Genomic DNA, 18,851 nt, shown 5'->3' on the forward strand with positions numbered 1-18,851 from the left:
TCACCGTGATCGCGCGCACCTGGCGCAATCTTGAGATATTCATTTTCCCGACATTGTGTTCTGTGGGTGAAATCTCCTATAAAGGTAGCGATCGGGTCACAACTGGAGTGTCCCGACCCACCTTCAGGGAGCTGCCCACATGAAGCAACGCCTGTTGAGCATCGTCGCCACCATCGCGGCGACCACCCTCGCCACCGTCGGGCTCGTGACGACACCGGCCGAACCGTCGTACGCCGCCGGGGAGTCCTACGTCGCCCTCGGCGACTCCTACTCCTCGGGCACCGGCACCAGGTCCTACATCGCCGACGGCACCGAGTGCCTGCGCTCCACCTACGCCTACGCCAGCCTGACCGCGGCGGCCAAGGGCTACAGCCTCAACTTCCGGGCGTGCTCGGGAGCCGTGGTCGCCGACGTGACGAGCACCCAGCTCAGCGCGCTGGGCACGGGCACGAGGTACGTCACGATCTCGGTGGGCGGCAACGACGCCGGTTTCGCCGACGTGCTCACCGAGTGCGCCCTGCCGGCGTGGGCCAGCGACTGCGCCGGCGCGGTCGGTGCAGCACGCACGTTCATCTCCGGCACCCTCCCGGGCCGGCTCAACACGCTCTACGCCGCCATCCGGACGCGGGCCCCGAGCGCGAAGGTGGTCGTGGTCGGCTACCCGAAGATCTTCATGGGCGAGGACTGCAACGTGGCCACCTTCTTCAGCCCGGAAGACGAGACGGCGCTGAACAACGCCGTCGTGCTCATCAACTCGGTCACCCAGACGGCCGCCTCCGCACGCGGGTTCACCTTCGTCAACCCCGTCAGCCGGTTCACCGGCCACGCCGTGTGCGACTCGACCGAGTGGATCAACGGCTTCTCCAACCCCGTCCAGGAGTCCTACCACCCGAACCGGCTCGGTCACGCCAACGGCTACCTGCCGCTCGTCAGTGGCGTGCTGACCGGCGCGAGCGTCGCGGCGACGAGCACGGTCCTGGCCAGGGCGGAGGACGGCGCCGCGGAGCAGGCCGAGCTTCAGCAGAAGTACGCCGCCGCCGACCGCAGGATCAAGCCGAAGCTCTTCCAGCCCCCGACCAAGGCCCGCCTGGAGGAGCTGGCGAAGGAGCGGGACGTCGACTTCGACGCCTGGTGGGCCCGGGAGCGGTCGCCGGACCGAGGCCGCTGAACCGAGCCGCTGACCCGAACCACTGCCCCCGGGGGCCGCGCCGCACGACGGGGCGCGCGCGGCCCCCGGGTTTAGGCGCGCCCCGCCGTCCGGTAGCGGTGCTCGGGGCGGCCCGTCGAGCCGTACCGGAGCTCGACCACCGGCGGTCGCCGGCTAGCGCGCCTGCTGCGCCAGCGCCGTCGCCAGGGCGGTGAGCGACCGCCCGGCCACGGCCGGGACGGTGACGCCCTGCAGCACGTCCAGGTCCGCGACCTCGGGGGCGCTGCCCGTGGCTCCGCACAGCGCGCCGACCAGGGCGGGCAGGCTGTCCTGGTGCCGGGCGACCGACAGCGCCAGCGGCAGGGCCGCCGCGTGGTCGCCCTCGGTCAGGACGAGGAGCGCGATCGCGAGCGGCAGGGTCTCGGCGACCGTGCCCGGGTGGCTGTAGGTACGCGGGGCGAACCGGGTCACGAGCGCGGGGACCGCCCCGAAGGGCGTACGGGCGCCGTCGGCGATCGTGAGCGCGTCGCGCACGCCGTCGGCGAGCCAGGCGTCGGCGGCGAGATCCTCGTCGGCGGCGGCCAGGGCCTCCCGGACGGGCGCGCCCTGGAGCAGGTGGCCCACCAGGCGCGCGAACGCGGCGGCCGCGTGGACCCCGACGCCGTCGTGCGTGATGCTCGCGTAGCTGCGCGCGAGCCCTGCTGCGGCCGCTGGGTCGGCCGTCACGATCGCCACGGCCAGGGCGCCGGGCAGAGCGGTGTCGTCGTAGAAGGCCGGGTTGTCGGCGCCGGTGTGGGGTGGGCGCAGGCCGGCCTCCGCATTGAGGAGCGCGGACCGCTGCGCGGCGCTGGTCCAGGTGTCGGGGGTGTCGAGCAGGGCACGCCAGGTGTCGAACAGGGTGCCCTGGTCCCGGCCCGGGGCCTCCAGCAGGACGCGGGCGGCGACGGCGAAGGTCTCGGTGTCGTCGGTCGCCACGAGCGCCGGAGCGTCGATGGCCGTCAGGACGAACGGCACCACCGGCCGCAGCACCCTGGACTCGTCGAGCTCCAGCGCACCCTTGCGGAGCATCTGCCGCACCCACGGGTCGCGGACGGTCCGGTGCTCGCTGGCCGGCGCACCGAGGGCGTCGCCCAGGGCCAGCCCGCGCACGGCACCCACGGCGCGGTCGAGGCGGTCGGTCATGCTCGGGTCTCCTTGCCACGGTCCGCGTCGCCGCGGACGTCGTCGGTGGTCACGCTGCCGGTGGTCACGCCGCCGGCGTCGGCGCGGTCGGCGGCCGCCCGGTCGGCCAGGGCGTCCGCCAGCTCCACGAGGTCGGTGCCGGCCGTCGCCGCGATGCACTGGCCGGTCACGGACCGCACCTGGGCGACGTGCGCCGGGTCGAGCGCGCTCGCGCCGTGCAGGGCACCGGCCACGGCGCCGGCCATGGCCGCGATGGTGTCGGAGTCGCGGCCGATGTTGACGCCGGACTCGATGGCGCCCAGCGTGCCGTCGTTGGCCCGCAGCAGGCCGATGGTCAGCGCGACGGCCTCGGGGGCGACGTCGGCCCACATGTAGTGGCGCAGCGGGATGGCCGCGAAGAGGGCCTCCTCGGCCTCCTCCGGGGAGCCGGCGCGCGTGGCGATGTCGAGCGCGCGGCGCGCCGTGCGGGCCGACCAGGAGTCCTCGGGCATCGACGCGAGCATGGCGTCCAGCACGGGGTCGATGTCATCCGCGACCATGGCGACGGCGACGCCGGCGGCGATCGCCTGGGCGCACCAGATGCCGTCGCGCGAGTGGCTGACCTCGGCGTCGGCCCGCGCCATCCGGATCGCGAGGGCGGGGTCCCCGGCGGCGTAGACGCCGATCGGGGCCACGCGCATGGCCGCGCCGTCGCTCCAGGTCTCGGCGTTGCGCTGCCCGCTGGCAGGCGGCGCCATGCCGGCGTGGAGGTTGGCGATCGCGATCATCTCGCTGAAGCCGGCCCGGTTGAACCCGGTGCGCTGCGCGCTCAGGGCATCCAGCCAGGTGTCGGCCACCACGGCGGACGTCAGGTCCGCGCCCGCCCGCAGCACGCCCCGGGCGCACAGGACGGCGTACTCGGTGTCGTCCGTGCCGGCGGCGTCGGGGTCGACGAAGCCGCGCACCCGGCCCCACCTCTCGCGGATCGCGGGAAGGGTCATGCCCTCGGTCGGCGCGCCCATGGCGTCACCGATCGCCAGGCCGAGCAGCGCTCCGCGCGCACGGTCGTTGTTCATGCTCCTCCGGTCCTCGCCTCTCGTTCGCCTCGCCCGGCGACGTCGTCCATGAACGCCGCCTCGAAACGTAACGTTTTGCATACGTCAGCCAGGTGAGCATGGGTGTAGTAGAGATGTTTGCGCACCTTTTTGCGCTTGTGTCTTGCATCACAGGGTGAGTTTGCAGGATGCTACTCCAAAACCTTTTGCGCACGGCGAGGCGCACGACGGGTCGACGAGGAGCGGGTGATGGTCGGAATACGCGAGGTGGCCGAGGTCGCGGGCGTGAGCATGTCGACGGTCTCGCAGGTCGTCTCGGGCAACCGGCCCGTCTCGGCTGCCACCCGGGCCCGGGTGGAGGCCGCGATCACCCACCTCGGCTACCGCGCCCACCCCGGCGCGTCCCAGCTCCGCGGCGGGCGCACCGGCACGATCGCCCTGATCGTGCCGACCCTGGAGAACCCGTTCTACCCGCTGGTCGCCGCCGGCATGCAGGACGTGCTCGTGCCCCGCGACATCCTGCTGACCGTCACCGACGCCAGCGGCATGGACCGCTCGACCAACGCCATCCACCGCCTCCTGTCGCGGCGCGTCGACGCGATGGTGGCCGCGCCGTTCGGCATCCCGGCGGCCGGCCTCGCCGAGCTGCACGACGCCGGGATCCCCTTCGTCACGCTCGGCGAGGAGCCGCCGGGCGGCGGCGACTACGTGCACAGCGACGACGTCCGCGGCGCGCGTGCGGTCACCGAGCACCTGATCGCACGCGGCCGCCGACGCATCGCCTTCCTCGGCGGCGAGGAGTCGGTGATCCCGACCCAGCAGCGCCTGGAGGGCTACCGGGCCGCCCTGCAGGCGGCGGGCCTGCCTCTCCGGGACGACGACGTCGTGTTCACCGAGTACACGCGGCAGGGCGGCCGCGACGGCGCCGCGCTGCTGCTGGAGCGCGACGAGCGGCCCGACGCGATCGTCGCGGCCAACGACCTGATCGCCATCGGCGTGCTCGACGTGACCCGGGCCCGCGGGCTGCGCGTGCCGGAGGACGTCGCACTGACCGGCTACGACGACATCGACGCGGCGTCCCTGGTCAGCCCGCCGCTGACCACCATCGAGAACCCGGCCCGCGAGATCGGGCGCGCGTGCGCGCGCCTGCTGCTCGAACGGCTCGACGGCGACGTCACCGAGGTCACCCGCGCCGTGGCCCTGTCCAACCGGCTGGTCGTGCGCGACTCGACCTGACCGCTCCCCGTCCGTTCCACCTGTTCTATCCGCCTGGCACCATCCACCCTCGCGAGAGAGACACGACACCTTGAGAATCACCAAGCGCGCACTGGCTCCGATCGGCTTCGCCGCCGCGGTCTCGGTCGCCCTGGCCGGCTGCGTGAGCAGCGGCGGCAGTGGCAGCGGCGACGCGGTCACCTACTGGGGGGCGTTCTACGCGCCGAGCACCGAGGAGGCTTTCCAGGAGATCTTCGTCGACGGGTTCAACGCTGACGGCGACGCGCAGGTCGACATGGAGGTCAAGGAGCTGACCACGATCGGGCAGCTCACCGACACGGCGGTCTCGGCCGGGCAGGCGCCCGACATCGTGTACTCGGACGGGCCGTCGTCGGCCTCCGACTTCGCCCGCGCGGACCGCACCATCTCGCTCGACGAGTACGCGCAGGAGTACGGCTGGCAGGACACGTTCCTGCCCTGGGCCTACGAGCTCAGCACCGTCGACGGCAAGGTCTCCTCCGTCCCGGCCAGCTACGGGTCGATGGTCCTGTACTACAACTCCGCGGTGTTCGAGGAGCACGGCTGGACCCCGCCGACCACGCTCGCGGAGTTCGAGCAGGTCGCCGAGGAGGCCGACGAGGCGGGCATGGTGCCGCTCGGCGGCGGGAACGCCGGTTATCAGGGCATGAGCGAGTGGCTCGTCACGGCGGTCTTCAACGCCGCCGTCGGGCCGGAGAAGATCCACGACGTCCTGACGGGCGAGGCGTCCTTCACCGACCCGGAGTTCGTCTCGGCGATCGAGCTGATCCAGGACTGGATCGACAAGGGCTGGCTGGCCGGCGGCGCGGAGTCCTACTTCACCACGGACGACACCGCGAACGTGACCGGCCTGGCCAACGGCACCACCGCCATGTACCTCAGCGGCACCTGGTCGTTCAACTCCCTCTCGGAGGTGTTCGAGGACCCGTCGCAGTGGGCCTGGGCGCCGCTGCCGTCGCTGAGCGACTCGGTCGAGCCGGGTGTGTTCCCCCTCGCGATCGGTACCGCGCTGTCCGTCAGCGCCGACTCCGCCGACCCCGACGCGGCGGCCGGGTTCATCGACTACGTGGCCGGCGACGTCGACCGGGCGCTGGAGTACACAGCGCGCACGGGCGAGAACCCGCCGCCGCTGGCGGTCAGCGCCGACCAGTTCCCCGACGAGGTCGACGACCGCACCGTGGACCTCTACAGCCAGATCCCCGAGTCGACCAACGTCGGCTACGCGACCTGGACCTTCTTCCCGCCGAAGACCGACTCCTACCTCATCACCGAGTTCGACAAGGTGGTGACCGGCGACAGCACAGCGGAGCAGTACCTGGCCGGGATGCAGGACGTCTTCGACGAGGAGTTCGACGCCGGTACGACCCTGACTCCCTTCACCCCCCAGAGCCAGGGCTGACCGGTGACCACAGAGACAGCGACCACCGGGGCCTCGCTGGCGGCGGCCCCGGTGCGTCGCGAACCGCGGCCGGCCCTCCGGGGCCGGCCGCTGGGGGCCCGGCGACAGCGCCGGCTCCTGGCGTGGCTGTTCGTGGCTCCGCTGCTCGTGGTCAACCTGCTGGTCATCACCGGGCCCGGTCTGGCCTCGGTGTTCTACTCGTTCACCGACTGGGACGGGCTGAGCACGCCCCGGTTCGTGGGGCTGGCGAACTACGCCGAGATGCTCCGGTCCGGTGCGGTCGGCAGCGCGCTGCTGCACAACGTCCTGTGGACCCTGTTCTTCCTGGTCGTCCCCATGGGGATGGGCCTGGTGGGCGCGTTCCTGCTGTCCCGGCTGCGCCGGTACCAGGCGATCTTCCGCGTCCTGTACTTCGTCCCATACGTATTGGCGACGGTCGTGTCCGCCGCCGTCTGGCGGCAGATCCTCGACCCCGACGGCGGGATCGGCGCCGCCCTGGCGACCCTGGGCCTCCCGTTCCTCGCGGACGTGAACTTCCTCGGTAACCCGTCGCTCGCCCTCGGCTCGGTCGCCTTCGTGAACACCTGGCAGTGGTGGGGCTTCCTGCTCGTGATCTTCCTGGCCTCGATGCAGTCGGTGGACCCGGCGCTGTACGAGGCCGTGCGGCTCGACGGCGCCGGACCGGTCCGCGAGTTCTGGCACATCACGCTGCCGATGATCCGGCCGACGCTGGTCTTCCTGGGCCTGATGACGATCATCTGGTCGTTCCTCGTCTTCGACTACGTCTACGTGCTGACGCAGGGCGGGCCGGCCGGGTCCACCGACGTGCTCAGCACGGTGCTGTACCGCGAGGCCTTCCAGAACCAGCGCCACGGCTACGCCTCCGCCGTCGCCATGCTGCTCTCGGCGATCAGCGCCGCGACCGTGCTCGGCTACCTCGCGCTGCGCCGACGACTGCGATGGGACATCTGATGGGCACCGCCTCCCGCCGCGCCCAGCCCGTGAGCTGGATCGTCCTCGGGCTGCTTGCCCTCTACGCGCTCGGCCCGCTGCTGGTGTTCGCGTTCAACGCGTTCAAGTCCGCGCGCGAGATCGACAGCAACCCGCTCGGGCTCCCCCAGTCGTTCAGCTGGGGCAACTTCGCCGTGGCCTGGGAGCAGGCCCACATGGGCGGGGCGCTCCTGAACAGCCTGGTCATCGCGGTGGCCACCGCGGCGGGCGTCGCGCTGATCGCCACCATGGCGGCCTACGCCATGACCCGCCTGGACCTGCCCGGCGGCGGCGCGTGGATCCTGTGGCTGCTGGTGTCCTCGTCGCTGCCGATCCAGCTGTTCCTCGTACCGCTGGTGAGCTGGTGGTCGACGCTGGGCCTCTACAACCAGCCCATCGGCCTGATCATCATCTACTGGGCCGTGTACAGCCCGTTCGCGACCCTGCTCGTGCGGGCGTTCCTGATCGGCATGCCCAAGGAATACGAGGAGGCCGCCCGGCTGGACGGCGCCGGCGAGCTCGGGGTGTTCGCCCGCATCGTCCTGCCCATGATCCGGCCCGCGGTCCTGACCGCCGCCCTCGTCTCCGGGCTGCAGGCCTACAACGAGTTCATGCTCGCCGTCACGTTCATCCAGGACCGCGACTTCCAGCCCGTCGCGCTCTCGCTCTACTCGTTCCAGCAGGGATTCACCACCGACTGGTCCCTCGTCAGCGCGGCCGGGCTGCTCATGGCCCTGCCCGTCGTCGTGCTCTTCCTGACCATGCAACGCACCTTCATCGACGGCTACGTCTCCCGCGGCATCGCCGTATGAGCCGGCCGTCCTCGCCCCGGGATCCCCGACCAGACCAAGGAGTGTCCATGCCTTCCGCGAAGGAAATCCTGCACACCACCGCGGCCGACCAGATCGACCTCGGCCTGGTGGACCTCGTCACCGTCGAGAACTACAACCGCCTGGTCGGAGCCATGCTCGTGGCCAGCGACAACCATCGCCTCATGATGGAGGACCTCGGCGACGACGAGATACACGCCTGGTCCTGGACCCCGTGGGTCGACGGCAGGTTCGGCAGGACCAGCGTCACCCGGGACGAGCTCGTCGCCCGGCTCGCGGTAGAGCGCTGGCTCACGGACGCCCCGCCCATCCAGCGCGAGCCCGAGTGGGACATCTCCACCGTGCTGTCGGCCGACGAGGACTGGCGCTGACGCCGTCGGCGGATGACGCCCGGCGAACGACCTGGCGTCATTCCCGCAGGAGGAGCAGCTTGACGACCGCCAAGGACTCCCGCACGTAGTCGACCGGAACGGTGTACCAGGGTGTGGCGGCGTGCAGCGAGGCGCTGTCGAGCCCCGCGATCCGCGACAGCTCGTTCGCCCGGAAGACGTGATAGTCGTTCGTCACGAAGACCGTGCTGTACCGCTCCCCCAGCCGGGCGTCCAAGAGGCTCTTCGTCAGGACGAAGTTCTCGTGGGTGCTCGTCGACCTGCCCTCCATGAGGATCGCGCTCTCAGGAATACCCCGCGAGACCAGGAATCTCCGCATGGCGAGCGCCTCGGTGACGGACTCCCCGGGGCCTTGCCCTCCGGAGACGACGACGAGGGCGTCCGGGTTGGCCTCGTGGTATTCGACGGCGGTCTCCAGCCGTTCCCGCAGGGCCGGGGTGACGGCCTCACCCTTGATCGCGGTGCCGAGGACGATGACGGCGTCCTCGTCGTAGGAGACCGTGTCCACCCTGCCGAGGGCCGCGACGGACGAGATGGCGAGGATGATCGCCGCATTCGCGACCAGCAGGGAGATCCTCAGCACCTTGGGCGAGCCACTGCCTGTCCGGGCTCGGATCTTCTCGTGGAACAGCCCGTAGAGCAGGTAGACGACGCCGACCGCGAACGCCGCAATGACGCCCGTGTTCACGCTGATCACCGATGCGACGAGCAGTGCGTCGCAGATCAGAAGTGTCCCGGCGACCGTGAAGAGGATCTTCATAATGTTTCCCAATTCCCACCGGACCTAGACGACGCCAGGCGGCGGCGTCCGCCGCACGTTCCACCCGTCGAGGTCCGGGGCGACCCACCCGTCCGCGCCCCGTGGCACGGGCAGCACCGCGGGAACGGTGACGCGGTCCATCTGCAGCGTGCCCTCGATGCGCGGCGCCGCGGTGCCGTCCGGGCCGGCGCCGGGCTCCCAGCGGACCGTGATGCCCTGGGCCGCGAGGGCCGCCTCGTCGATCACGGCGAGCACGAGCGGCTCGGACGCATCACCGTAGACGGCGCGCAGCACCGCCGGCAGGGCCTCCGCGGTGGTCGCGTGCAGGTACCCGGTGTCGTCGAACAGCGTGCTGCGCGTCGCGACGTCGTACTCCCCGAACCGCTCGCACGCCTCCCAGTCGTCGCTGAACGCCACGTGCAGCAGTCGTTCCTCGGCCATCAACCGTCCTCCGCATGCATGAGATCGTCATCAATGAAACGGCAACGTATCATTGTCGCCGTGAAGATCGACGACGACGAGACGGACGCCACAGGGCCCGGCGCCACAGGCCCGGCCGGCGGGGAACCACGGCGCGGGCCGGGCCGCCCCCGCCGCGAGGACGTCGACGCCCGGCGGGCGGAGATCCTCGAGGCCGCCGTCCGCCTGTTCGCGGAGCGCGGGTTCGCGGGCACGACCATCGAGGCGGTGGCGCTCGCGGCGGGCGCGACCAAGCGGACCGTCTACCGCCACTTCACGGACAAGACCGGGCTGTTCTTCGCCGCGGTGGAGCGGCTGCACGCCCACGAGCGGCCCGCGGACCACGACGCCGTGGACCTGGAGGAGCTCACGACCCGGATGGTGCACATCCTGCACGGGGACGACGCGGTGACGCTCCACCGCCTGGTCATCGCCGAGTCGCGCCAGCTCCCGCAGCTCGCGGCGATGTTCTACGAGCGAGGCCCGGCCCGGTCGATCGAGGTGCTCACCGCGAGCCTCACGCCTTCGGACGACGCAGGACCGGAGAGAGCTGGTCCGGACGACGCCCCGCGCGAGACGGCCGAGGCGCTGTACACGCTCCTGCTCGGCGAGCCGCACCGACGGCGCCTGCTCGGGCTGGCCCCCGCGCCGTCCCGCGCGGAGGCGCACGCCCATGCTCGCCGAGCCATCGGCGTCGTGCTGGGACCAGGGGTGCACTAGAGCTTGGGCACCAGGTCGTTCATCGACCGCAGCACCAACCGGTCCGCAAAGTCGGCCGCCTCGGCGCCGACCGCCCCGCGGACGTCGATCCGCACGCTCTCACCAGGGAGCAGGGTGACGAGGGCGTCGTCGGCCTCGGCGTCGGGAGCGATCCGGTCCACCAGCAAGGTGGCGTCCCGGACCAGGGTGCGTGCCGTGAGCCGCACGGACCAGCCGCCGTCGGTCCGGGACGCATCGACGTCGACCTCGGCCGGGCCGAGCTTCGAGTCGCGCGCCTCGGTGTAGAACCAGTGGCTGACCGCCGCCCCCAGGCGCGCGACGACCAGTTCCGCGGCGGGGTCGTCCGCCGCTGCGACGGCCGCGTCGAGCACGACGCGCTGCGCCGACCGCGGCGCGACGGCCAGGTCCACGGTCGCGGCGGCGAGCACCGTCCCGTCGAACGCCCGGCGTTCCACCCGCACGACGCCGGCCCACCCTTCGGCGGTGTCGTTGACGGCGGCCAGCACCAGGCCGCCGTCGTCGTCGGGCTGCAGGGTGAGCAGCCGCTCCGCGTGGGCGTGGTGCAGGGCGTACAGCAACGGCTTGCGCCGCTCGTCGCCGTCGACCGCCGCCCAGGAGGTGACCGGCCAGCAGTCGTTGAGCTGCCAGACGATCGTGCCGGTGTTGTGCGGCGTCAGCGAGCGCCACCACTCGATCGCGGTGCGGACGGCCACGGCCTGGTTGAGCGACATGGCCCAGTGCCAGTCGGCCATGTCGTCGGGCAGCGGCAGGTGGGCGGTGAGGCCGAGCGTGAGCTTGCCGTTCCCGTCGTTGGCCTTCTGGTGCACGATCATCCCCGGCGACTCGGGGGTCAGCGGGTCGTCGGAGACCGAGCGCTTCAGGGTCGACCAGGTGGGCGGCCCCTGCCAGCCGAACTCGGCGACGAACCGTGGGCGGTACTCGCGGTAGTGCGGCCAGTCGCGGGTGTTCCAGAGGTCCCAGACGTGGACGGTGCCGTGCGCCGGGTCGTTCTGGTAGGCGTCGGGGTTGGGCGAGAACGGGCTGCCGGGCGTGTAGGGCACGTGCGGCGCGAGCTCGGCGACCAGGGACGGGAACAGGTCGTAGTAGTAGCCGGCGCCCCAGGTGCGGCCCTCGAGCTTCTCCTGCCAGTGCCAGTCCTGGTGGCCCCAGACGTTCTCGTTGTTGCCGTTGAGGACGACGAGCGAGGGATGGGCGGCCAGGCGCACGATCGCCTCGCGCGCCTCCGCCTCGAACTCGGACCAGAGCGGCTCGTCCTCGGCGTAGGCGGCGCACGCCGTGAGGAAGTCCTGCCAGGTGAGGATGCCGCGCTCGTCGCACTCGGCGTAGAAGTCCTCGGACTCGTAGATTCCGCCGCCCCAGACGCGCACGAGGTTGATGCCGGCGAACTCGGCCTGGGCGAGGCGTCGGGCGTACCGGGCGCGGTCCACGCGGTGCGGGAACGCGTCGTCGGGGATCCAGTTGGCGCCGCGGACGAGGATCTGCTCGCCGTTGACGACGATCGCGAAGCCGGTGCCGGCCGCGTCCGGCTCCAGGCGGACGGCGGCCGAGCGGAACCCGACGCGCCGGGTCTGCGCGTCGCTGACACCGCTGTCGTCACTGCTGTCGCCGTCGCCGTCGCCGTCCAGCAGCTCGACGACGAGGTCGTAGAGCGGCTGGTCGCCGTGGCCGCGCGGCCACCAGAGGCGGGCGTCGGGCACCGCGAGGTCGAGCGCGGCCACGCCGCCCGCCACCGCCGCGGTGGCCTCGGCGCCCGCGACCCGGACCCGCACGCGGGCGCCGTCACCGGCACCGGTGACGTGCGCCGTCACCCGGGCCCGCGGCACGCCGTCAACGACGTCACCGGCGACCCGGAGCTCGCCGAGACGCGCGGCGGACCAGCTCTCCAGCGTGACGGGGCGCCAGATGCCGGAGGTGGCGGTCTCGATGCCCCAGTCCCAGCCGAAGCTGCACGCCATCTTGCGGATCGCGTTGTACGGGTGGCGGTTGGTGTGGGGCCGGTAGCCGAGGGAGAGGCTCGCGGCGTCCGCGCACCGCACGGGCGAGGAGAACGCGACCTCGAGCATGTTCTCCCCCGCGCGCAGCGTGCGCGCCACGTCGAGCCGGTACGTGCGGTGCATGTTGCGGACGGCACCGAGCTCGACGCCGTTGAGGCGCACCACCGCGACGGTGTCCAGGCCCGAGAAGACGAGCTCGTGGCGGGCGTGGCCGCCGGCCGACCACTCGAAGGTCGTGCGGTAGGTCCAGTCGGTCAGGCCGATCCACTTCTGCGTCGCCTCGTTGTCGTCGAGGTACGGGTCGGGGATCAGCCCGGCGGCCAGGAGGTCCGTGTGCACGCTGCCGGGCACGGTGGCCGCGACCGGGCCGGCCCCGCGGACGGCGTCGGGCACGGGGCCACGACCGGGTTCAACGGTCCAGCCGTCGTGGAGCAGTCGGCGTTCGACCGTCATGCGAGAGGTCCCTTCGGCGGATCGGCTCTGAGTCGATGTGGACGATACCGAAGTGCTCGGCGCGATAGGGTCCGGGGCCATGACGACGACGCCGCTGGTCGACGAGGTGGACTGGGCACGGCTGTTCCACGCCTACGGGGTCGCGTCGGACACGCCGGGGCACCTGCGCGGCCTGGTCTCCGCCGACGACGCCGCGTTCGAGGCGGGCCTCGACCACCTGTACGGCGCCGTGCTGCACCAGGGCACGGTCTACCCGGCGACGGCGCCCGCGCTGCGGGCCGTGGCAGGGCTACTGGGCGACCCCGTGCTGCGCCGCCGCGACGGGGACGGGCGGTCACGCCTGGCCGCGCTGCTGGGCTGGATCGACGCCGTCGGCGACAGCGCCTCCTGGCACGAGGACACCCGCGAGCCGGATGCCGTCGAGCCCACGGCCAAGGAGATCGACGCCTTCTACCGCGCGATGGCGGCGGACGACGAGTCGGTCTGGGGTTCCGAGCTCAGCGAATACCTGTGGGCCCGGTCGATCACCGAGCTGCCCGCGGCGTGCGGCGCGGCGCTGGCCCCGGTCTCGACGCTCCTGTCCGACAAGGACGAGGCCGTGCGCCTCGCGGCCCTCGACGCCTACGTCCGCCTCGCGGGACCGGGCGACGTCGGCCGGACCGCTGGCCTCCGCCATGAACATCGCGTCGGGGCGGGATGAGCGCGCCGTGCTCGTCCTGGGTCTGGGCGGCCTCGGCGCGGACACCACCCACTGGCTGTCCGACGACGACCCCGCGATCCGCGCCTGCGCCGCCCTGCCACTCACGGGCTCCGCCGCGGCGACCGCCGTGCTCGTCGAGGCGCTGCACGACCCGCTCGCGGCGGACGAGTGGTTCACCCGCCGCCCGTCGAGGTTCGGCATGCGCGTCCACTTCGAACTGGTGGCGAACCTGCTGGCCCGCGACGCCGGGCTCGCCGAGATCCTGCCCGCGTGCCTGCCCGTGCTCCGGGTCGCGCAGGGCAAGCTGTGGTCGGACATGACCTGGGGCCCGATCCTGCTCCGCACCTTTCCTACCGTGGAGTTCCAGCCGGGCGTCCGCCCCGACCCGCCGCAGGACCTGGACGAGGCGCAGAAGGCGGTGCTCCGCGAGCTGGCCGCCAACGACGCGCTCTGGGACGACGGCGACGGCAACGCGGACCTGGCGCGGATGCGCGTCGGACTGCCCGACGACCGCGCCGCGGTGGCCGTCCTCGCTTCCTGAGGCGAGACGCCGCGCGGGGCGCGGCCCGCTCAGCCGCGCACGCCTCCCCAGGTGACGAACTGGACGGCCAGGGCGCCGAGGATCGCCAGGCCACAGAGCGCCCACACCGCCGCAACGATCGACCTCCGGCCGACGGTCAGCAGGAGGAACGTCACGGCGCTGTAGCCGACCGAGAGCACGATCGCTGAGACGAAGGCCGGTGTGAACCGGGCGTGAGGCCCGCACCCGGGCGGCGCGGGATAGACGAGCGGGCACACCGTGCCGACGGCGGGCGGGTACGCGAGCCCCCAGATGTCCAGGAGCGCCCAGACCACGATCCCCGCTGCGGCAGCGAGCTCGACCGCGAGCACCACGACACCGAGGCCGTCCTTGCGCCGGCGGTCGCTGGCGTCACCTTCTTCCACGAGCCGGACGATACGCGGCGGCGCCACGGAACCGCACGACCACAGCCAGGAAATGCAACCCTGGGGTTGCATGTCGCCGAGAATCATGCCAGCCTTCATTGCAACCGCAGAGTTGCATATTCTCGGAGGCCTTGATGTCTGGTCGACAGAGTCATACCGGAAGTCGTTCACGAGTGACGATCGCCCTGGGCGTGCTGCTCGCCCTCGGCATCTGCGTGCACCTCGCCGGACCCGGCGCCGTCCTCGCGGCCTCCCTGCCCGCGTCGGCAGGCAACCTCGGCGACGCCATCGGCGCCCTCGCCGGCGGGCACGCGATCGACGTCGGCGGAGTCCCCGCGGCGATCGTCACGGCCGCGGCCCTCGCCACGGTGTCCGTCGCCGCGGCGGTCGCGACCCGCTCGCTGCGCCCCGCGCCCGCACCGCGGGCGGCCGTGCCCGGGGAGCCCGAGCCAGCCCCCGCCCCCTGACCACCGACGTACTAGACCACCAACACGAGAGAGATGGAAACATTCATGGAGAACACGCAGAACCCCCAGGCCGTGATCGACGCCGGCGCCTTCACCGTGCGACGCACGATCCAGATCAGCGCACCGTTGGAGAAGGTCTGGCGCACCGTCACCGAACCGGAGCTGGTCTCGCAGTGGTTCGGCCACGTGACGCTGACCGGCTCCGGCGCGGGCGCCCTCGGCACGATCGGCTGGCCGGGCGAGCGCCGGGTGCCGATCCGGGTCGAGACCTTCGAGCCCCCGCGCGAGGTCTCCTACCGCTGGTGCAACGAGGACGGTCCGCTGCCGGACACCGTCGACGAGGCCCGCTCGACGGTCTTCACCTTCACCCTCGAGGCGGCCTCCGGCGGCACCCGGCTCACCGTCGTCGAGACCGGCTTCGAGAACACCAGCGACCCGGCGGGGCTCATGACCGACCACCGTGGAGGCTGGGACGCGGAGCTCGACAAGCTCGTCGCCCTCCTCGAGGGCCAGGCATGAACTCCGGACCATCGCCGGACGGAACCGTGGTCGCCATGTGCAGCGCACTCGCGGACGAGACCCGGTGGAGCATCCTGACCGCCCTCGGCCAGGGCGACGCCTCGGCGTCCGCCCTGGCCCGGAGCCTGCCTGTCACCCGGCAGGCCATCGCGAAGCATCTCGCGGTGCTCCAGGAGGTGGGACTGGTGGAGACGGTGCAGGTCGGCCGCGAGGTGCGGTACCGCGTCATCGGGACCGAGCTCAGCGCCGTGGCCCGCCGCCTCGACGCGATCGGCACCGAGTGGGACCGCCGCCTCGCCGCCATCAAGCACATCGCCGAGAGCATCTGACCGCCACCCCCGGGGACGCCGCCGCTCCCCGGGGGGGGTCAGCCGCCGTTCGACTGCCGGATCCCCTCGGCCAGGGCGTCGAACCGGTAGACGAACCCGCCCGCCGCGCCGCTCACCGTCACGTAGGCGTCCGTGGCCCCCGGCCGGATCGCGATGTTGGTCGCGGACTGCAGGCCGTCGTCCCCCGCCGGGACGGAGACGGTGGTCAGGTGCGTGCCGTCGGGGCCGTACACCCGCACCTCCGGCCGGCCGTGCATGCCCTGGTAGATGTTCCCGGCGGCGTCGACGGCGTTCGAGTCCGTCTGGGCGACGCCGCCGTCGACATGAATCGCGGCGTGGCCCGAGACGATGGCCGTACCGTCCCGGTCGAGGACGAGCCGGTCGATGCGGTTCGCGTCGAGGTGGCTGACCCAGAGCGCGTCGCCGCCGACGTCGAACGAGATCCCGTTCGGGTTCGGCTGGTCGTCCGCCAGCACGGTCACCCTGCCCGTGGCGCCGTCGACCCGCAGCACCCTGCCCGCCGGTTCCGCGTTCGGGTAGGGCGTGTACGCGGAGTCGGTGACGAACATGTTCCCCGCCTCGTCGAACGTGAGGTCGTCGGGGTGCATGGCACGGCCCCGGACCCGACCCTCGGCGACGGTTCGCGGGTCGTCGCCGTCGGGCGTGATGCTGACGATCCGCCCGCCCGCGTAGTCGGTGAGGTAGATCCGCCCGTCCACGGGGCCGAACTGCGCCGAGGTGTAGGCACCGGTGCCGTCGGTGAACACCTCCTCGACCTCCCGTGTGTCGAGATCGACCGCCATGACCTTGGGCTCGCCGGCCGGAGCCGTCACGTCGACGACGTAGAGCCTGCCGTCCTCGCCGAAGGTGGGCCCTTCCAGCAGGGTCATCCCGGTCTCCTCGCGCACCGACGTCAGCTGGACCACTCGTTCGGCCGTGAGCGCTCGATCATCAGGCACGAGGGTTGCCGGCCCCGAGGCGCAGCCGACCGCCGTGGCCAGCACGCCAAGGCCCAGGACGACGACGCCTGTCCTACCGAGCCAGCCGGGCGCTCCCACCGGTCAGCTCTCCTTCGCGGCGGTGGCGGAGACGGCGTCTGGGTTCGGCGGACAGCACATGGCAAGGCCTCTCGTCGGCGGACGGCGGACATCCCGCCACCCCCTCATCAAAACGTACATTCGCGTACGTTTTCAACCCGGCCCGGGTCGCGAGTCATTGACCGTGCTCGGCGAGGATGGTCCCGCGCGGGCCCGGAAGACCGTCGAAGAGCACACGGCGGGCCCCTCCGGGCAGTTGCGCCGGCTGGAGCTACCGCCCGGAGGGGCCTCGGACGGGGGCGTCGAGGCCTGAGGTCACGGGCGGTGCGATGACGCCGCGGCGCGCAGGACCTCAAGCACGCTCTCGGCAGGCACCTCGCACGGCTTGAGCACGGCGCCGTCGGCGGTGAACCAGATGTTCGCGCCGAGCCCTTCCGCGCTGCCGAGGCGTTCCGCCTCGAACGAGACGACCTTGCCCCCCGCGCGCGTGGTGCGGGTGACTCCCCACGCCTGCCCTGCTATCCGTGCGCGCGACCAGCCCTCGGGTATCGCCCCGATCAGCGCGTCCAGCCCCTCGTCCCGCGACTCGCCCATGTGCTCGCCTTTCTCGCCGCGTGATCGCCCCGAGATCCAGGGCGCACCCGCCTCAACCTGTCGGCTCGGGTGGCTTGTTCCCGGCGGTGGCGGGTCACCGCCGAGTGCGCGATGGCGGCGGCTTCGGCGCCTGGCCGTCGGTTCCGGGCCGGCCAGGGCCGGCATGGTGTTCCCTGTTCAGAACGGCGGCTCGCCGGGTCCGGATGGGGCGGTGAGGTCAGAGGCGTCGGAGGTATCGGAGGAATCGGTCACCGGTACAACCGTGGTGTAGGCCCGGGGTAGCCGGCGGCCGGTCAGGGCACGCAGGGTCAGGTCGTGACTGGTATCCGGGTCGACCTGGTCCAGGTCGACCCGGGTGTCCAGGACCGTCGGCGGACGGACGCGCTTCTTGCCCGCGGGTGTGGTCCAGGTCGTGATCCCGGTGGCCGGGTCGCGTTCGACGCCCCAGCCCGCGTGCGTCTTGAGCAGATGGTGACGTCGGCAGAGCGCGTGCAGGTTCTCAGCACGGGTCTGCCCGGGCGCCGCCTTCCCGGCTGCGTGCTGACTCGCTTCCTGGTCGTGGTCGAACGGCTCGATATGGTCCAGATCGCACGATGCAGCCCGGGCGTCGCAACCGACGAAAGTGCACGTCCCATCCCTCGCCTCGACCGCCGAGCGCAGCACCCGGCCCGGCTTGTACGCGGTCGTGGAGTAGTCAGTCAGCACACCCGTGACCGGGTCCGTGAGCAGACGCTGCCAGGTAGCGTCCTCAGCGATAAGCCGCGCCGTCTCAGCAGGGACCGGACCGAACCCGTCCAGGTCACCTGGCGCTTCGTCCAGGCCCAGGAGTGTGCACGCCGGGACGGTGACCCGGACGACGGGGCGCGTGGGCGTCACCCGCACGACCTTCTGGTGGACGACGGGCGCCCGGCCACCACACGAGCAGACCCGACCGGCACCGGCACCGGCACCGGCATCACCCGCGCTCGTGCCCGGGTCCCTGCTCGGCTCCGTGCGAACAGTCGTGCTCGTGCTCGTGCTCGTGCTCGCGTCCGGGTCCGTGCCTCCGGTCGCATTCGTCGTCACGCCCGCACGCGTGGTCGTGGCGTCCTCCACTTTGCAAGTGGCCGCGAACCGGTCCCCCGGCACCAACCGCCCAGTCACGATCCCCGTCAGACAGTCCGCACGCAACTGACCCAGAGTCCGCTCCTCACCAGCCGTGTACCGCAACTGATGCGCCAGGTCATCCACCACACCCCACACCGCCGCAGCATCCACCGCCGGCAGATACGCCGACAGCCAACCCATGTCGTTCTCCGCCCGGTCCAGCTGAACGTTGCGGTCCAACGCAGCCGCCCGAGCCGTCTCTTGCGCGCCATGCCGGGCCTTCGCGAACGCCAGCATCTTGTTCCGCAACCACCGCCACGTCCGATACGGCGCCTGCGGTAGGTACCGGGCAATCGCCTCGGCACGCTCCACCACCGTCAACCGGGCAGCCGACCGCAGCAGCGTGTGCGCCTTCTTCACGTCGATCCGCCCCGCGACCAACGCACTGATCACCGTGGGGTGCTCGACACCGGACTCCGCCCGCACCACCACCTCCGACCCCTCCGCCTGCGTCACCACCAACTCCGCCGTGACCTGACCCA

General features: G+C 72.1%; 21 protein-coding genes. 12 read left to right on the forward strand and 9 right to left on the reverse strand.

Going from position 1 to position 18,851, the window contains the following annotated elements; all coding sequences use genetic code 11:
* The first annotated feature begins 139 nt into the window (after positions 1-139).
* Positions 140-1,168: an SGNH/GDSL hydrolase family protein gene (locus ACH47X_RS12215; RefSeq protein WP_397404569.1), complete on the forward strand. Its 1,029-nt coding sequence runs from the start codon at positions 140-142 to the stop codon at positions 1,166-1,168.
* A gap of 153 nt (positions 1,169-1,321) precedes the next feature.
* Here ACH47X_RS12215 and ACH47X_RS12220 read toward each other — a convergent pair whose 3' ends face one another.
* Both ACH47X_RS12220 and ACH47X_RS12225 read right to left on the reverse strand, forming a co-directional pair.
* Positions 1,322-2,329, reverse strand: coding sequence for an ADP-ribosylglycohydrolase family protein (locus ACH47X_RS12220; protein ID WP_397404571.1), 1,008 nt, complete (start codon positions 2,327-2,329; stop codon positions 1,322-1,324).
* Entirely contained in the window at positions 2,326-3,384 is a 1,059-nt protein-coding gene (locus ACH47X_RS12225; RefSeq protein ID WP_397404573.1) for an ADP-ribosylglycohydrolase family protein, read from the reverse strand. Before ACH47X_RS12225 ends, ACH47X_RS12220 begins: the two co-directional genes overlap by 4 nt.
* Positions 3,385-3,612: 228 nt before the next feature.
* On the opposite strand from ACH47X_RS12225, the gene ACH47X_RS12230 reads away from it, so the two are divergent.
* From ACH47X_RS12230 to ACH47X_RS12250, 5 genes are all read left to right on the forward strand, one after another.
* Entirely contained in the window at positions 3,613-4,599 is a 987-nt protein-coding gene (locus ACH47X_RS12230) for a LacI family DNA-binding transcriptional regulator (RefSeq protein ID WP_397404575.1), read from the forward strand.
* A gap of 70 nt (positions 4,600-4,669) precedes the next feature.
* Complete coding sequence (locus ACH47X_RS12235) at positions 4,670-6,016, forward strand: ABC transporter substrate-binding protein (RefSeq protein WP_397404577.1); 1,347 nt, start codon at positions 4,670-4,672, stop codon at positions 6,014-6,016.
* 3 nt (positions 6,017-6,019) lie between these two features.
* Positions 6,020-6,988, forward strand: a complete 969-nt coding sequence (locus ACH47X_RS12240) for a carbohydrate ABC transporter permease (protein ID WP_397404579.1) — start codon at positions 6,020-6,022, stop codon at positions 6,986-6,988.
* On the forward strand, positions 6,988-7,818 hold the full coding sequence (locus ACH47X_RS12245; protein WP_397404581.1) for a carbohydrate ABC transporter permease: 831 nt from the start codon (positions 6,988-6,990) through the stop codon (positions 7,816-7,818). The genes ACH47X_RS12240 and ACH47X_RS12245 overlap by 1 nt, the downstream gene beginning before the upstream one ends.
* A gap of 47 nt (positions 7,819-7,865) precedes the next feature.
* Positions 7,866-8,207, forward strand: coding sequence for a hypothetical protein (locus ACH47X_RS12250; RefSeq protein WP_036961775.1), 342 nt, complete (start codon positions 7,866-7,868; stop codon positions 8,205-8,207).
* 37 nt (positions 8,208-8,244) lie between these two features.
* On the opposite strand, the gene ACH47X_RS12255 is transcribed toward ACH47X_RS12250, so the two are convergent.
* On the reverse strand, positions 8,245-8,985 hold the full coding sequence (locus tag ACH47X_RS12255; RefSeq protein WP_397404583.1) for a YdcF family protein: 741 nt from the start codon (positions 8,983-8,985) through the stop codon (positions 8,245-8,247).
* A 24-nt stretch (positions 8,986-9,009) separates the two neighbouring features.
* Positions 9,010-9,426, reverse strand: a complete 417-nt coding sequence (locus tag ACH47X_RS12260) for a DUF952 domain-containing protein (RefSeq protein ID WP_397404585.1) — start codon at positions 9,424-9,426, stop codon at positions 9,010-9,012.
* 60 nt (positions 9,427-9,486) lie between these two features.
* Between ACH47X_RS12260 and ACH47X_RS12265 the strand changes: the two genes are divergently transcribed.
* Entirely contained in the window at positions 9,487-10,164 is a 678-nt protein-coding gene (locus ACH47X_RS12265; protein ID WP_397404587.1) for a TetR/AcrR family transcriptional regulator, read from the forward strand.
* On the opposite strand, the gene ACH47X_RS12270 is transcribed toward ACH47X_RS12265, so the two are convergent.
* On the reverse strand, positions 10,161-12,632 hold the full coding sequence (locus ACH47X_RS12270) for a glycoside hydrolase family 2 protein (RefSeq protein WP_397404589.1): 2,472 nt from the start codon (positions 12,630-12,632) through the stop codon (positions 10,161-10,163). The two genes, ACH47X_RS12265 and ACH47X_RS12270, sit on opposite strands and share 4 nt — an antisense overlap.
* 79 nt (positions 12,633-12,711) lie before the next feature.
* Here ACH47X_RS12270 and ACH47X_RS12275 point away from each other — a divergent pair, with 79 nt between their 5' ends.
* On the forward strand, positions 12,712-13,332 hold the full coding sequence (locus tag ACH47X_RS12275; protein ID WP_397404591.1) for a hypothetical protein: 621 nt from the start codon (positions 12,712-12,714) through the stop codon (positions 13,330-13,332).
* A 7-nt stretch (positions 13,333-13,339) separates the two neighbouring features.
* Positions 13,340-13,873 carry a hypothetical protein gene (locus tag ACH47X_RS12280; RefSeq protein WP_397404593.1) on the forward strand — a complete coding sequence of 178 codons (534 nt, stop codon included), beginning with the start codon at positions 13,340-13,342 and terminating at the stop codon, positions 13,871-13,873.
* A 29-nt stretch (positions 13,874-13,902) separates the two neighbouring features.
* Here the strand turns inward: ACH47X_RS12280 and ACH47X_RS12285 are convergent, their stop codons facing one another.
* Positions 13,903-14,277 (reverse strand): hypothetical protein, encoded by a 375-nt coding sequence (locus tag ACH47X_RS12285; RefSeq protein ID WP_397404595.1) that lies wholly within the window; start codon positions 14,275-14,277, stop codon positions 13,903-13,905.
* A 173-nt stretch (positions 14,278-14,450) separates the two neighbouring features.
* Between ACH47X_RS12285 and ACH47X_RS12290 the strand changes: the two genes are divergently transcribed.
* From ACH47X_RS12290 to ACH47X_RS12300, 3 genes are read left to right on the forward strand one after another with little or no spacing between them, the layout of a single operon-like run.
* Positions 14,451-14,744 (forward strand): hypothetical protein, encoded by a 294-nt coding sequence (locus tag ACH47X_RS12290; RefSeq protein WP_397404597.1) that lies wholly within the window; start codon positions 14,451-14,453, stop codon positions 14,742-14,744.
* 45 nt (positions 14,745-14,789) lie between these two features.
* On the forward strand, positions 14,790-15,263 hold the full coding sequence (locus ACH47X_RS12295) for an SRPBCC domain-containing protein (RefSeq protein ID WP_397404599.1): 474 nt from the start codon (positions 14,790-14,792) through the stop codon (positions 15,261-15,263).
* Complete coding sequence (locus ACH47X_RS12300) at positions 15,260-15,592, forward strand: ArsR/SmtB family transcription factor (RefSeq protein ID WP_397404601.1); 333 nt, start codon at positions 15,260-15,262, stop codon at positions 15,590-15,592. Before ACH47X_RS12295 ends, ACH47X_RS12300 begins: the two co-directional genes overlap by 4 nt.
* A 38-nt stretch (positions 15,593-15,630) precedes the next feature.
* Here ACH47X_RS12300 and ACH47X_RS12305 read toward each other — a convergent pair whose 3' ends face one another.
* The 3 genes from ACH47X_RS12305 to ACH47X_RS12315 all read right to left on the reverse strand — a co-directional run.
* Positions 15,631-16,650, reverse strand: coding sequence for an SMP-30/gluconolactonase/LRE family protein (locus tag ACH47X_RS12305; RefSeq protein WP_397404603.1), 1,020 nt, complete (start codon positions 16,648-16,650; stop codon positions 15,631-15,633).
* A gap of 294 nt (positions 16,651-16,944) precedes the next feature.
* Entirely contained in the window at positions 16,945-17,223 is a 279-nt protein-coding gene (locus ACH47X_RS12310) for a hypothetical protein (protein ID WP_397404605.1), read from the reverse strand.
* 177 nt (positions 17,224-17,400) lie between these two features.
* The coding region (locus tag ACH47X_RS12315) for an HNH endonuclease (protein ID WP_397404607.1) at positions 17,401-18,851 on the reverse strand (1,451 nt) is incomplete at its 5' end.

This window comes from Promicromonospora kroppenstedtii (assembly GCF_044389675.1).
Classification (GTDB): domain Bacteria; phylum Actinomycetota; class Actinomycetes; order Actinomycetales; family Cellulomonadaceae; genus Promicromonospora; species Promicromonospora kroppenstedtii.

Bases quoted from the DNA above. Each gene is read 5' to 3' on its own strand.
- ACH47X_RS12310 (WP_397404605.1), bottom strand. From the start codon at position 17,223: ATGGGCGAGTCGCGGGACGAGGGGCTGGACGCGCTGATCGGGGCGATA.
- ACH47X_RS12225 (WP_397404573.1), bottom strand. From the start codon at position 3,384: ATGAACAACGACCGTGCGCGCGGAGCGCTGCTCGGCCTGGCGATCGGT.
- ACH47X_RS12300 (WP_397404601.1), top strand. From the start codon at position 15,260: ATGAACTCCGGACCATCGCCGGACGGAACCGTGGTCGCCATGTGCAGC.
- ACH47X_RS12250 (WP_036961775.1), top strand. From the start codon at position 7,866: ATGCCTTCCGCGAAGGAAATCCTGCACACCACCGCGGCCGACCAGATC.
- ACH47X_RS12270 (WP_397404589.1), bottom strand. From the start codon at position 12,632: ATGACGGTCGAACGCCGACTGCTCCACGACGGCTGGACCGTTGAACCC.
- ACH47X_RS12230 (WP_397404575.1), top strand. From the start codon at position 3,613: ATGGTCGGAATACGCGAGGTGGCCGAGGTCGCGGGCGTGAGCATGTCG.
- ACH47X_RS12255 (WP_397404583.1), bottom strand. From the start codon at position 8,985: ATGAAGATCCTCTTCACGGTCGCCGGGACACTTCTGATCTGCGACGCA.
- ACH47X_RS12220 (WP_397404571.1), bottom strand. From the start codon at position 2,329: ATGACCGACCGCCTCGACCGCGCCGTGGGTGCCGTGCGCGGGCTGGCC.
- ACH47X_RS12245 (WP_397404581.1), top strand. From the start codon at position 6,988: ATGGGCACCGCCTCCCGCCGCGCCCAGCCCGTGAGCTGGATCGTCCTC.
- ACH47X_RS12275 (WP_397404591.1), top strand. From the start codon at position 12,712: ATGACGACGACGCCGCTGGTCGACGAGGTGGACTGGGCACGGCTGTTC.
- ACH47X_RS12295 (WP_397404599.1), top strand. From the start codon at position 14,790: ATGGAGAACACGCAGAACCCCCAGGCCGTGATCGACGCCGGCGCCTTC.
- ACH47X_RS12260 (WP_397404585.1), bottom strand. From the start codon at position 9,426: ATGGCCGAGGAACGACTGCTGCACGTGGCGTTCAGCGACGACTGGGAG.
- ACH47X_RS12215 (WP_397404569.1), top strand. From the start codon at position 140: ATGAAGCAACGCCTGTTGAGCATCGTCGCCACCATCGCGGCGACCACC.